Origin of the sequence: Photobacterium sagamiensis, assembly GCF_050337085.1 — a bacterium.
GTDB lineage: Bacteria > Pseudomonadota > Gammaproteobacteria > Enterobacterales > Vibrionaceae > Photobacterium > Photobacterium sagamiensis.
Genome location: NZ_JAKJSP010000024.1, coordinates 12,612 through 25,530, shown reverse-complemented (window position 1 = coordinate 25,530; position 12,919 = coordinate 12,612). Strand labels below are relative to the sequence as shown.

12 protein-coding genes are annotated in these 12,919 nt (G+C 40.6%); 7 read left to right on the top strand and 5 right to left on the bottom strand.

The window, feature by feature from the left end:
- Positions 1-57: 57 nt before the first annotated feature.
- Together L4D76_RS12235 and L4D76_RS12230 are read right to left on the bottom strand one after the other, a co-directional pair.
- Entirely contained in the window at positions 58-1,038 is a 981-nt protein-coding gene (locus L4D76_RS12235) for a GGDEF domain-containing protein (RefSeq protein ID WP_428441175.1), read from the bottom strand.
- Positions 1,035-2,006, bottom strand: a complete 972-nt coding sequence (locus tag L4D76_RS12230) for a response regulator (RefSeq protein WP_428441268.1) — start codon at positions 2,004-2,006, stop codon at positions 1,035-1,037. Before L4D76_RS12230 ends, L4D76_RS12235 begins: the two co-directional genes overlap by 4 nt.
- 734 nt (positions 2,007-2,740) lie before the next feature.
- Here L4D76_RS12230 and L4D76_RS12225 point away from each other — a divergent pair.
- The 3 genes from L4D76_RS12225 to L4D76_RS12215 all read left to right on the top strand — a co-directional run bounded on the left by L4D76_RS12225 (position 2,741) and on the right by L4D76_RS12215 (position 5,190).
- The gene (locus L4D76_RS12225) at positions 2,741-3,100 is read left to right on the top strand and encodes a glutathione S-transferase N-terminal domain-containing protein (protein ID WP_428441174.1); all 360 of its coding nucleotides are present in this window, start codon (positions 2,741-2,743) and stop codon (positions 3,098-3,100) included.
- 178 nt (positions 3,101-3,278) lie between these two features.
- The gene (locus tag L4D76_RS12220; RefSeq protein WP_428441173.1) at positions 3,279-3,959 is read left to right on the top strand and encodes a DUF3334 family protein; all 681 of its coding nucleotides are present in this window, start codon (positions 3,279-3,281) and stop codon (positions 3,957-3,959) included.
- Between the two features lie 124 nt (positions 3,960-4,083).
- A complete protein-coding gene (locus tag L4D76_RS12215; RefSeq protein WP_428441172.1) occupies positions 4,084-5,190 on the top strand; it encodes a ParB/Srx family N-terminal domain-containing protein in 1,107 nt (368 codons plus the stop codon).
- Between the two features lie 126 nt (positions 5,191-5,316).
- On the opposite strand, the gene L4D76_RS12210 is transcribed toward L4D76_RS12215, so the two are convergent.
- Positions 5,317-6,255, bottom strand: coding sequence for an HD-GYP domain-containing protein (locus L4D76_RS12210; protein ID WP_428441171.1), 939 nt, complete (start codon positions 6,253-6,255; stop codon positions 5,317-5,319).
- A 769-nt stretch (positions 6,256-7,024) separates the two neighbouring features.
- Here L4D76_RS12210 and L4D76_RS12205 point away from each other — a divergent pair.
- Positions 7,025-9,376 (top strand): immune inhibitor A domain-containing protein, encoded by a 2,352-nt coding sequence (locus L4D76_RS12205; RefSeq protein WP_428441170.1) that lies wholly within the window; start codon positions 7,025-7,027, stop codon positions 9,374-9,376.
- A 286-nt stretch (positions 9,377-9,662) separates the two neighbouring features.
- Positions 9,663-10,052 (top strand): VOC family protein, encoded by a 390-nt coding sequence (locus tag L4D76_RS12200; protein WP_428441267.1) that lies wholly within the window; start codon positions 9,663-9,665, stop codon positions 10,050-10,052.
- Positions 10,053-10,141: 89 nt separating this feature from the next.
- Here the strand turns inward: L4D76_RS12200 and L4D76_RS12195 are convergent, their stop codons facing one another.
- Positions 10,142-10,795, bottom strand: coding sequence for a glutathione S-transferase (locus L4D76_RS12195; protein WP_428441169.1), 654 nt, complete (start codon positions 10,793-10,795; stop codon positions 10,142-10,144).
- A 269-nt stretch (positions 10,796-11,064) separates the two neighbouring features.
- On the opposite strand from L4D76_RS12195, the gene L4D76_RS12190 reads away from it, so the two are divergent.
- The gene (locus L4D76_RS12190; protein ID WP_428441168.1) at positions 11,065-11,748 is read left to right on the top strand and encodes a pseudouridine synthase; all 684 of its coding nucleotides are present in this window, start codon (positions 11,065-11,067) and stop codon (positions 11,746-11,748) included.
- Positions 11,749-11,942: 194 nt separating this feature from the next.
- On the top strand, positions 11,943-12,293 hold the full coding sequence (locus L4D76_RS12185; protein WP_428441167.1) for a hypothetical protein: 351 nt from the start codon (positions 11,943-11,945) through the stop codon (positions 12,291-12,293).
- Between the two features lie 125 nt (positions 12,294-12,418).
- On the opposite strand, the gene L4D76_RS12180 is transcribed toward L4D76_RS12185, so the two are convergent.
- Entirely contained in the window at positions 12,419-12,805 is a 387-nt protein-coding gene (locus L4D76_RS12180) for a hypothetical protein (protein ID WP_428441166.1), read from the bottom strand.
- Positions 12,806-12,919 lie beyond the last annotated feature (114 nt).

Sequence of the window (12,919 nt, the reverse complement as noted above, 5' to 3'; positions counted from 1 at the left end):
TATCAATTGTAAGGCTAATGATTAGAATTACAATGCCCTAATGCACGGAATTTACTATTAGCCAGTATCTTTTTCTAGGTTGACAATTTGCTCATAGAGAGAGGTTTGATTACGACCAGACTGCTTTGACTGATATAACGCCTGATCTGCTTGCTCCAGCCATTCTTCATAACTACGCAGGCCAGGATACCACTCACACACACCGAGGCTGATCGTTACATTAATGCTTCTAACATCAACAGAGACACTGGCTTGTTCCACTCGCCGACGTAGGCGTTCGGTAAAGTACAGCCCCATATCTGCCGTCGTGCTAGGCAGGATGACCCCAAACTCTTCACCACCATAACGCCCAGAGATATCACTCTGACGTTTAGTTCTTCTTAATATACTGGATATGATACGAATAACACCATCACCTGCGATATGACCGTAGGTATCATTTACTTTTTTAAAATGGTCAATATCAAACATTACCAGAGTCGATGGGATCTGGGTCTGGCGGCAACGTTCGAATTCCTCTGCAAGGCAGCCTTCCCAGTGTCCGCGATTAAACAGTTGAGTAAGACGATCGGTCATACTCAAATGGGTCAATTGTTTGTTTGATTCACGCAGATGGGTTTTGTTTTTGGCAATATCAGAGACATCAGTAACCGTCAGACAGATATGGGACATGTCACCGTTCAGTGACTTCAGTGGGGTAAGTGTCATGTTTTGATACATGAGCTCAGAGCCACCAGATACCGGGCTAAAATTAGAAAAGTTAAAAATTGAAGGTCGATCTTCCCAAGATGTAAATGATCGCATTCTGAGCTTGAACGTGGATTCAATCTTATTTTTCAACCACTCTTCAGGTAAATCTTTCACCGTATCAAAAAGATTCTGCCCCATAATACGTTCAGAGGATATGCCACTATAAGCCTGCATAAACGTATTCCACGCCAATACAGTGTAGTTTTTGTCTAAAATAACCACCCCTGCATCGATGTTGTCCATCACCTGCATTGTAAGGTGAAAATCTGCTAACGTGATTTGATTCAATGTAGTGTATCCATAATTTTGCTTATGACTTGTGTTGAGCCACTATCCATTAAAAACAACACATCACATTCGAGATCTAACGATTCAGCGTGATACGTATACTCCACAGTGAAGAGATCAGAAGTGACATTATCAGTTTTATTCCATACCATATATTCTTCCAGAACAATAGGTTGACGAACTGAAAAGGGGATGCTCATTTGCTCAGAAAGTGCAACAAGAAACGATGACACCATTAAATTTGCTATATCTATTACAATTTCGCTCTTGTGCTCATCCATCTGACTAAAACCTAAACGCTCACCAAAGACGTCTATGTCTTTACCCCGTAAACAAACCAGTGCTTCACCGTGAATCCCCCCACCAACAAAGCGCTGTGCAATCGCAATCGAATTACCATTGTTCTTAATATCGGTAATGGCCATCGCCAACTCCCCTGCTCCCATATGGGCAACATTGGGTAATGGCATCTTAATAAATTCCCCGAAATGATCAGAAATGATCGCGGCTCCACGTCCTAAAGCCACGTTAGCAACTTCTTTAAAGATGCTTATATAATCAAGATTTTGCTCTACTAAATGTACGGGTAGATCCGACGAACGGGTATTAATACCGAGCTCTGCAAGTAACGTCGTGAATTGTTCGGGATCAAAAGGTTTCGCTAAAAAATGATCAGCGCCAAGTTCGATACAGCGTTCAATAGCCTGTTTTTGCACATCGGCGGATAAAATTATAATTTTCGTATCATAATCACGTACAGGCAATGATCTTAATACTTCAAACCCGTCCATTACTGGCATCGTCAGATCTAAAAACATCACATCAATATTATTCTGACTCAAACACTCAAGCCCCGCCTTACCGTCTTCGGCATAATGCAGGTTCAGTCCGCCGTCTTCAGGTAACAAACGTAAAATTGCTTTGTGCACTAATCTTGAGTCATCACAGATGAGTATGTTCTTAGTAATTATCACTAGCCGAGTGCGCCTCTGGATGTCATATCGTAAAAACTCTTATAATAATCGATTGAACCATCATTCATAATCACTACGTATGAAAATTATTGAATAAGTGACATAGATCTTCTTTTCCTGTTCTACGTATTATAATTTTTTATAAATACCTGATGAAATATGTTGTTTTTCATCCACTTTGATACATCTATGACAACACTTGCTAACGATATGTCATCTCTATTTTCGTTATCTCAGCCAGCGGTTTGTTCTTATGTACCCTGCCACACAGTTGAAGCATTCCTCAAATCATTAGTGTTAGCCTATAAGATTAATGTCTTATTTCGCCTTCTGACCCAATTAAACGCCGTTTTATGTCATCTTTTAAAAAAAATAAAATCGCTGTAAAGTTGCTGTTATCAAGCTTAAGCAGATGTAATACACTCTTCTTGCTCATATACCCAAACTACTTCAAGATGCAGGATTCAGAGTGACATCAGCAAGCCTAGTTTAAGGAAAATGACGGTAGGAATGGTGGCCCATTTCAACGTCATTTGACGCAGAAATCGGCTTGCTGAATCACTCCCGAAGGGCGAGTTGACAGGGCTGGTATGCTGTGTTGCTGCTTTTTAACGTAGAGCCACTATGTTTTTAAATCAGCGCCTTGCCTACCAGCCCTGTCATTCTCGCTGAAACGAGCATCTTGAAGTGGTTTGGGTATACACAACAATTAATAGGAAAAGCCTTCAATGAAAGTCATCCGCTGGTCCTTAGGACGCCTGATCTTGCTCCTTAATTTTATTTTTTCTCCATCAGCAATGAAGCGAGAAAGCGAAGAACAGGAAACGGTTGACCAGACCGTATCGAAGCTAAAGTTATACCAATTTGCGGCTTGCCCGTTTTGCGTAAAAGTACGTCGAACAGCGAAACGTCTGAATCTGCCATTAGAAACTCGCGACGCAAAGGTTTCGCCATGGGAACAAGAACTGCTCAATGATGGCGGTAAACGTAAAGTACCTTGTCTGCGTATTGAAGAAGAAAACGGCGAGGTTCAGTGGATGTATGAATCCAATGACATCATTACATATTTAGAAAAACGCTTTGCCTAACGCTCACCAGGTAACTCCTGAAGAGTAAGGTACAAGCGTCAAATCAGTGAGCCATCTCTACTACTTCAATTTATAGCGGTGCAATTCATGCTGTTTAGTGACAAACTGTTTCTAACTTTATGACTAGCTAGTTTTACACCAACGCTTAAGTTAGCTGCACGCTGACACGGGACAATGAATGAAACGAACCAAAACCATTACCACAGACGATATCCTGCTAAAACTTTGCCAGTCCTTTTCAAATGTTTTATCAAAAGCAACCGATAGCCAAATTAACTATTCTGCTATGGTTCAGAAAATCAACAAAACCAGCCTGAAACCTGATATTGGCTGTTTTGTACTATTTGATGGTGGTTTCACAGGCCTTGTAGTAAGTAACTTTTCTCAACAGGCTGCACTTGAGCTTTACCAAGAATACATGTTGAAAATGGGGATCTCAGAAGAAGAGTTAGCAATTCACCATACTTCTGATGAAGTTGCTGATGTACTTGGCGAATTAATGAACCAGGTTGTTGGTGATTTCACCAGCAAGATACGCCGCGAATTGAATATTTCGATCTCTCAAAATCAACCAAAAATGCTGGCTTTAAATAAGCAAATTCTGTTATCCGTTGATACTAACTTAGATCGTCCACAGGCACGACGCGTCAGCTTTACAACTGAAAAGAACCACATTTTCTATCTCGAACTGGCTATGGATAAAACTGAATTCATTCAACTTGAAGAATTTGAACAACATACTGAAGTTGATCCGGACACAATTTTCGAGAATGCAACAAAGCGCCAACAAAACATCGCAGCACAATCTGCAGCGAATCAAGAAGTAGATTTAGATCTGCTTGATGAACTGGGTATTTAATTCATCGTTAAGAGGCACTTGATGTGCCTCATATTTTTGCCCGCCATACACGATTTAATACTCAAAAGAAGATTCGCTTTGCTAGACTTTATTGAATAATCCATACTCTTCAATAGGTCTGACAATGCAAAATCCACGTGACAAGCCCAAGATGAGTTCGCAGCTATTCTCGGCTGTTGCACCGTTTTTAACAGTCATTATTCCTTCGGTATTCATCTCATTCTCTGCATTGGCAGAAAAAAACACTTATTCAGAACTTAAACATGGCGATGTCATCACGGTTAATCTTGATCAACTCCTCCCCACCCAGTCAATGCTTGCCTATGACGCAGAATTCTCAAACCTGGGTCGTTATGCCGAAAACCTTAAATATATGTACGATGATCTTTGCCGGCTCAATGGTGCGAAAGGTGTGAAAAAATGGACTGAAGATTCACTCCCTACCGATATAAAGTCATATAAATGCATTGATAAACCCGGCAAGCACATTGACGATCTGTCAACCATCGTTGTTGGCCCAGAAGAAGGTGTACTCTATCTAACAAGCAACCACCATATTTTATCAACTTTTTGGGATATGCCTAATGGTGGTACCAGCGTACCTGTGATGCTTAAAGTAGAATACAACCTACTAGGGTCTGGTGATGACTTTTGGCCCGAAATGCTTAATGATAAAGAGGTATGGCTCTATGACAGTAAAGGCGAAAAAATCAAACCCAAAAAACTGCCTGAATATCTAGGCTCCAAGCAGTTGAAACATGATAAATACCTTTCTTTAGTCTATTTTCTCAACGGAATTAGCTACGATACACCTAAGCCAACGAAGAAATCCAAGCCAAAAGATGAGACCCCTTTTCTAGAACTCTACTGGTCTCAAATTTTACGTCAACAAATGAACATATCTGAATACGACCTCAATATTCCGGATGAATATGCGACGGCATTGACTGAAGCGGCGACCGTGATGGTCGATTTAAAATCGGATACTATTATTGGGAAATCCAATAAAACAGCCAAAGAAATGGGACAGTTGAGCCAGGTCAACACCAAAGCACTTGAAACTTTGCTGACTGACAATAAATCAAAATGGCACTACGCGATGACCTATCGGCTCGCCAAAAAAGAAAAGACCACTCCGAAAAGCTTATTGAACGATAATAAAAAATTATCAGAAGAAAGCAGCAAAGAAAGTGATAAACCAAACCCAACCGAGGAAGAGATTAAGAAGTAACCTTTTCTAGATCTCGCCAGTTACACTGTAACGTAACAACCTGAAGTAGCAACAGAGACTGCTATACTTCACTGTTATTCCATCTCTGAACTTATGTCATTTCGCTCTATTGGCAGTGTCGCATTGTTAGCTGACTATTGCGTATCTTTTTAGTTGTACATAGTTACCGAGAAATAGCTGTACTATTTCTGGATCAAAATGCATTCCTGCCTGTTCCTCAATATATTGCAGTACATCCTTTTCCTGCCAAGCAGATTTATAAACTCGTGGATGAATGAGAGCATCCCAAACATCAACTACCGCAAAAATCCGCGCTGCAATTGGGATCTCTTTCTCTTTAAGGCCTTGTGGATAGCCACTGCCATCCCACTTCTCATGATGGCAATACGGAATATCAAGACAAGGCTGTAGAAAATCAATATTTGATAATATGTCATACCCTATCTCGGGGTGCTTTTTCATCTGCTCCCACTCTTCATCATCTAGCTTTTCCGGCTTGATCAATATAGCATCAGGAATTCCAATTTTTCCGATATCATGAAGTGTTGCACCATACTGAATATGATTAAGCCTGTTTTCTGCAGTGATACCTGCTAGTTTTGCTAATTCTATCGTCATTTGTGTTACGCGCTGAGTGTGATCTTTGATTTCCTTATGTCGCAGATCCATAACTTTAACCCACCCACTCAAAGTCTGTTCATAGCTTTCAACCAATTCATTATTTTTTTTATTTATGGCCTCAATATCTCTTTCAATAAAAATGAACAGCAATAACCCAGTAACAGCAATAAAAAACCATCCCTTAATATTCTGCGCGGATGTAAGAGCCTTATCAGAATCAAATAAAAGATCAAGACCTAAGTCAGAAAAAAAGATCCACAGTGAACCCAGAACAAGATACACAAATACAATTCTGTGCTGCGATTTCAATGTCACTTTGCTACTGTCTCCTAATAGATAGTGCTTTAAAAAGCAGCATATTGTACGCTTAACAATGCACGCTGTCCATAAATCATGACAGCATGGCATATTGACGTAATTGCCATGCTTGGCGCGAATATCCATTACATCTTCAAAATAACTCCATTACTCTGTGTTGATTATTGCTAATATCAAGACGGTAATATTTACAACCGTTGCGTTGTGATTACCCTAACAAACAAACCTTCCAGCTATCATTGAATTATACCCAAGCTACCTCAAGATGCAGAGTTCAGCGAGAATTCATGGGCTTTTAGGCAAGGCAGCCATTTGAGTGAATAGTGGTTCTATTTAGAGAATGGCATAAACATCGCCTAATAACTGATGCACCAACTCTTCATTACGTTAATAAGAAAATGTAGAATGCGTCGAAGAAATGTCTTTATGACATTAGACCAAAAATCAATAAAACCTTAGAATAAATGCCTACTTCCAATAGAGCCACCAATCATTATTAGCTGACGATCAATGAATAACAACTCACTTTACAACAAAATAGCCTAACTGCCTCCCCCTCCAAAAACAGACAAATATATTAAAACCCATCAAGATACTAGTGTATACAAACAATAATAATTTGACATATACGACTACTTATTATGCAACTACGCATAGACTAATTTAGTGAACTCATTATTAATACAGGGAAACATTTTGCGATTTCCAGATATACCAAAGTATTATCTGGAAATTAAGATAACCAAATATACAATTCAATCTATTAAAACTACACACTCAATCGCAAAGCCAGAGCTTAGTTTTTATCAAGTAATCATTATCACGTATTTTCGACATCGCATTCGCTCGCAATCATCACAAACATTAGCTTTGCTGATGGGTATGTAGCGTGAGAATGCTTCCATTAGTTAAAGGATTACATAATGACTACTCAATTTGGTTTTTACAAAGCGCTTTCAACAAAGTGGCGCTGGGGGTGCTGCTAGCAGGCATTTCTACTTCCTCGATTAGTGCACCTCATAAACACAATCATTCTGTGGATCTTGGTATTGTAAACCAGGACAAACTTATCAGTATGCTAAAAGAAGGCGGACAAATTGCGACAGACGCCAATGAGACCGAAGCTGTTAAAGCTCTCCATCAATATCTCGCAGAAAATCATACGCATAGTGGAGAGCCAGGTGAGCTTGCTCGATTTGAACAAAAGCGGAAAGAGCGCTTAGTTCAGCTGATGTCAGGTGATCAGGCACAGGCATCTAACCCAATGGAAGCAGACGGGAAGTCTGATTATACAGATGTTTGGGAGGGCCCCGTTACTCAAGATAAAATTTTAGCCATTCTCATTGAATTTCCGGATTATCCGGCCAATAAAGTTACGTCTAGTGAAACTTCCAATTACTACGATGACTACACACCAAATCACTATCAAGATATGCTTTTCGGCCCTAATGGATATATTGGCAGCAACGGAAATAACCTTATATCCATGGTTCAATTTTATAACCAACAAAGCGGCGGTTCATATACACAAGTTGGTGACGTTGCTGGTTGGTATAAGGCTCAGCACCCTGCCGCTTTTTATGGTGCACAACAAGGTTCAAACAACGATATCAATGCTCGGGCTCTAGTACGCGAAGCGCTGGTTGCTGCAGCAGCAGATCCTAATGTCAACCTTGCCGATTATGATCTAGAAGACAGATATGACTTAGATGGCGATGGCGATTATAGGGAAGCTGATGGCCTTGTTGATCATATTATGATCTTCCACTCTGCTGTCGGGCAAGAAGCCGGCGGCGGAAACCTGGGATCAGATGCAATTTGGTCACACCGTTGGAATCTTGGTGGGGTATTTGCCATCGAAGGAACACAAGCAAGTGTTCCAATTTGGGGAGGCTTAATGGCAGCCTACGATTACACCATCCAACCCATTGATGCCGCAGCAGGTGTTGCCGCACACGAATATGGACACGACCTGGGTTTACCTGACGAATATGACACCGTCTACGGTAAAGATGAATACGATTCACCTCCTGGAGAGCCAGTATCATACTGGTCAATTATGTCTTCTGGTTCTTGGGCCGGCCTGATCCCAGGAACAGAACCAACAGGATTCAGCCCTTGGGCTCGTCAATTCCTTCAAAATTCTTTGGGAGGCAACTGGCTGCAAGGAAAAACCATTGAATTTTCAGAATTAACCACTAGCTCTGTTCCCTATGTTCTCGATCAAGCCGCAATGAAAGGGCCAAATCACGATTACTTACGAGTCAATTTACCGGCAAAAGTTATTAACTTAATCGAGCCAATTGGATCTAACTCATTTTATTCCGCAAGAGGCAACAACCTCAATAACTTACTTCATTTTAATGTTGATCTTACGGCATCTGCTAACGCTTCTCTGTCATTCAAAATACACTACGATATCGAAGATGATTTTGACTATGGTCGCGTATTAGTCAATGGTCAGCCTATTGCGGGATCAATCACCACCACTTACGACCCAAATGAAATTGGGTTTGGGATTGGCTTTACGGGCCAATCAAACGGTTGGACCGATGCGACATTTGATCTAAGCGCTTTTGCAGGCCAGCCAATACAAGTCAGCGTCCAATACCTAACCGATGGAGGTCTGATCAAAAACGGTTTCTGGATGGATAACATTAGTGTCACTAGCGATGGTCAAAACATATTAACCCTCGACGGGGAAAGCGAACATCCGGAAGTCAGTTATGCGGGTATCGAGTTAAATGACGGCAATTTTAATTACGAGCACTACTACCTCTTAGAATGGCGTCAACATAAAGGTGTAGACCGTGGTTTGAGCAGAATTAATCGTAATAATCATATTATGACTTTTGATGAGGGCATGGTCGTTTGGTATGTAGACACCTCACATACCGACAACGGAGTAGCGTCTCATCCTGGTGAAGGATGGCTAGGAGTAGTCGATGCCGATCGTAACCCTCAAATATGGAGTGATGGCACACCTGCAACATCACGTTTCCAAGTCCGTGACGCTGCTTTCAATAGCAAGCCTGGTCAACAAATCAATCTTGTCGACAAACAAGGAAGAACACTTTCAGATCCTTATGTAGTTGGTAACCCGATGTTTATTGATTGGGAAGACTACTCTAACCCACTTCGACCAGCGACAGGCCGCCTGACACCACATTATGGTATCTTATTCCAAATCGCTGATCAGTCAGAAGATGGAAATACGGCTACCGTTAACGTTTCAAAAATTTGGTAATTAATTCATATTATTGAGCGCTAACACTATCGAGAATCAAATGCCGTTCACTTCTATGAACGGCTTTTTGTCATCGCGCCAATCTTGAATAAACAGCGATCTAAATAAATTATAAATAATTCGGATGTAGGATAGATACCTAAGGGTGGTAGCATGATTATTATTTCAAAAACACATCATCTCAACCCGTAAAGAGGAAAAAATTTCACCATGTATTTTCTGTTTTTTATCTCTTGATTTTTAAGTAGATTAAACACCAATACGTTAGATTAGTTGAGTGATCATGATGAAAATTGAACACATTGCTGTTTGGGCTAAAGATTTAGAAAAATTGAAAGAGTTTTACATCAAATACTTCAACGCGACAGCAAATGAAAAGTATTTCAATCCGGCGAAAAACTTTTCATCATACTTTCTGAGTTTCGACTCCGGTGCTCGCTTAGAGGTTATGCATATACCTACAATCCCTCAGAATCAGAATAATGCTTATGATCAAATTACAGGCTTTGTTCACCTAGCGTTCTCTATTGGATCAGAAGAAAAAGTTGATCGTTTAACTCAGCGATTAGCTAGAGATGGGTTTGAAGTGCTGGATGGCCCGAGAAAAACAGGAGATGGGTATTACGAGAGTTGTGTTTTGGATCCTGAGGGTAATCGAATTGAAATTACCGCTTAATCTTCACATTTGCATATCAAAACAATCAAGGTAATGCGTTACATGCCGTCATTGCCAACTCTTTCAGCCAATTGTTGATAGTGAGGTTATTACTCACTTTCAAATAAAAAGGCTTCATGGTTATCTAACCACTGCGGGTATTTGGTCATGGCTTTCGAATATAATGGATTTTGATAATGTGCAATTAGCCAGCGTTGAAGGTTCGGATATGGTGCTTGAATGTACCACTTGCGATCAACACGGGAAAATTGGCGAATAAAGGGTAAGAGAGCGTAGTCAGCTAAACTCGGACTAATCCCCATAAAGAAATCATGCTCTGTAAGGCACTGCTCAAGGTGGTAAATAAAGAGCTCACATTGCTCTCGATAATAGACTTCGGCAATGTCATGATAGCGAGCAGCAACTTTATATTTCTCCAGCGATTCTACAAACTCATTATCATTGCGGTTTATCAAGGCTAGCATCGCAGAAAAAGCATTAGATTGATCACTGAGCAATAAATTATCGGGGTCGTGTTTATTTAATGCCCAAATCATAATATCCAGGCTTTCATCTATCACCGACGAATTATCAAGTACTAATACAGGTACCGTCCCTTTTGGTGAGGCTGCTAACATCTCGGCAGGTACATTTCTCATAACCATATCACGCAACATTACAGGCTGTTTTGCCAGTAACAACCCTACTCTCGCCCGCATGCAATAAGGACATCGCCGTAATGAATAAAGTATCGGGAGTGGCATACGTTTTACCTAAACACCGCTTTTAACCTAAAATTATAGTAGCGCGATTTTGCGTCAAAGCTAAACAATGAAGACCCATTGGGCATAGTAGCATTGGTGGAGCAGTCAAGCCGCTTTGAAGTTATGTCGACAGCACAGGCCATCAAATAACCACTAAGGATTATGGCTGGTTAGATGAGTCCGCAGTTCTCTGTTAGTTCTTTGTATTGATTATTACTGATGAGCAAGGATAATAACATTCCTTATCCATATTACTAATGCTGTCTGTAATGCGCCTTGATAAATTTATTTGTAAAAGTACCAAGTTAACCAGATCTGAAGCAACGCAGGTGATTAATGCAGGAGATGTAATAGTCAATGGTAATGTGATTGAAAGCGAAGCAACTCAAGTTCATGAAAATAATACCATTACTCTCAATGGAGAAAAGCTGACATCGCGTAGTTCGCGTTACATAATGATGTATAAGCCTCTTGATACCATTTGTTCAAACGTAGATGAGGTTTATCCATCTATATTCAATTATATAAATATCGAGAACGGATCTGAACTGCATATAGCAGGTCGTTTAGATGCTGACACCACTGGATTGGTGTTGGTAACTGATGATGGTCGTTGGTCGTTCAATATAATCACGCCGAATAAAAAGTGTGAAAAAGTTTACCGTGTTGGTTTGCGCGACTCTATCGCTGATGACGTTGCTATGAAGTTCGAGAATGGCGTTCAGTTACAGGGTGAAAAACAACTTACTTTACCGGCCAAATTAGATGTCGTTAATCCCAAAGAAGTTCTTTTAACGATAACTGAAGGCAAATATCATCAGGTTAAACGTATGTTTTCAGCGGTTGGTAACCGGGTTGTGTCATTACACCGTGAAAAGATTGGTGAAGTAAGCTTAGATATTGAACTCGGTCAATGGCGTTATCTAACGGCCGATGAAGTAAAGTCCTTTTAAACAGCAAAGGATATGATGCATAAACTTCGACTATTTTTTAATTAAATCAAATAGTTATTGTTGCATACCAAAAGACCAAGATGATAAGTTACACTCGCCATTGTTGGTTTGGTCATCAGTGTGATGACAGCTTATAAATTATCCTTATATAACGCAAAACGTACACCACATTATAGAAAGTAAATGGAGAACAAATGAATTTCATTGATATGTCAGAACAGGCAATTTTAGATATTGCTAATCCGATAATGGATAACTTGATGGATGCATCAACAAAGATCGATTATGAGCAGCACGTAAAAGATTTTACCGACAGAATGAAAAGTATTGTAACTACAGAATATTTTCAACAAATATGTAAACAGTATCAAGAAGAAAAGGGGTTTTTCACAGAACGTGAAATCGCAGCAGTCTTCAAGCGTCCTGATTCAGCAGCGATCGTGTGGAAACAGACTTTTACTAAAGCAAAAGGCAAATATGTTGCCGAAATGGTACTTGTGGACAAAGATGGCAGATTTCTCGTTGACCATGCAATGGTGTTCTAGAGTAGTAACCGTGCAACTCTATGTCAGATCATACGCTTTAAGCTGATTGTCCGACCAATCAAACCTGTTGTATAGCCAGCCTACTTACCTCAATATGCAAATTGGCCACGCAGGCAACGCAGCTGTCAGTTTTTTTTGCTCCGGAGCTTAGCGACCAGACCGTGCTTTCTAATCTTTCTCAGTGCTTTGGAGTACGAGATGTGAAGAGTATCAGCCAGAATTCGGATGATCCTGGTCTTTTTCATCCCGGCTTTTAACAACGTATCAAATAGATCGTCAGTGATCTGGTTGCGCCAGGCATCTCTGGAAAGCAACCGGTGGCGGATCAGCAGGGTAGAAAACTGTTTATGGCTGATCAGCTTGCCGTTACGGACCAACTGATGTTTTTTTAAGATGCGTTTGAGTTCGGCGGCCGAGAAGGCCGGGCGGGTAAAGTTGGCGGCATACTCTGCATAGGCAGCCAGAAATCGCCGATCGAAATCTGCTTGTTTTGCTTTTGTCAGCTGTTCCATCGTGCATCCTTGTAAAAACGCTGTTCCATTAACTATAAGCCTAGTTGTCGTGTCGCTCTTCGCTTATTTACTATAACAGCGTCACGGCTGACCACCGTAATTCGGAACAATGGC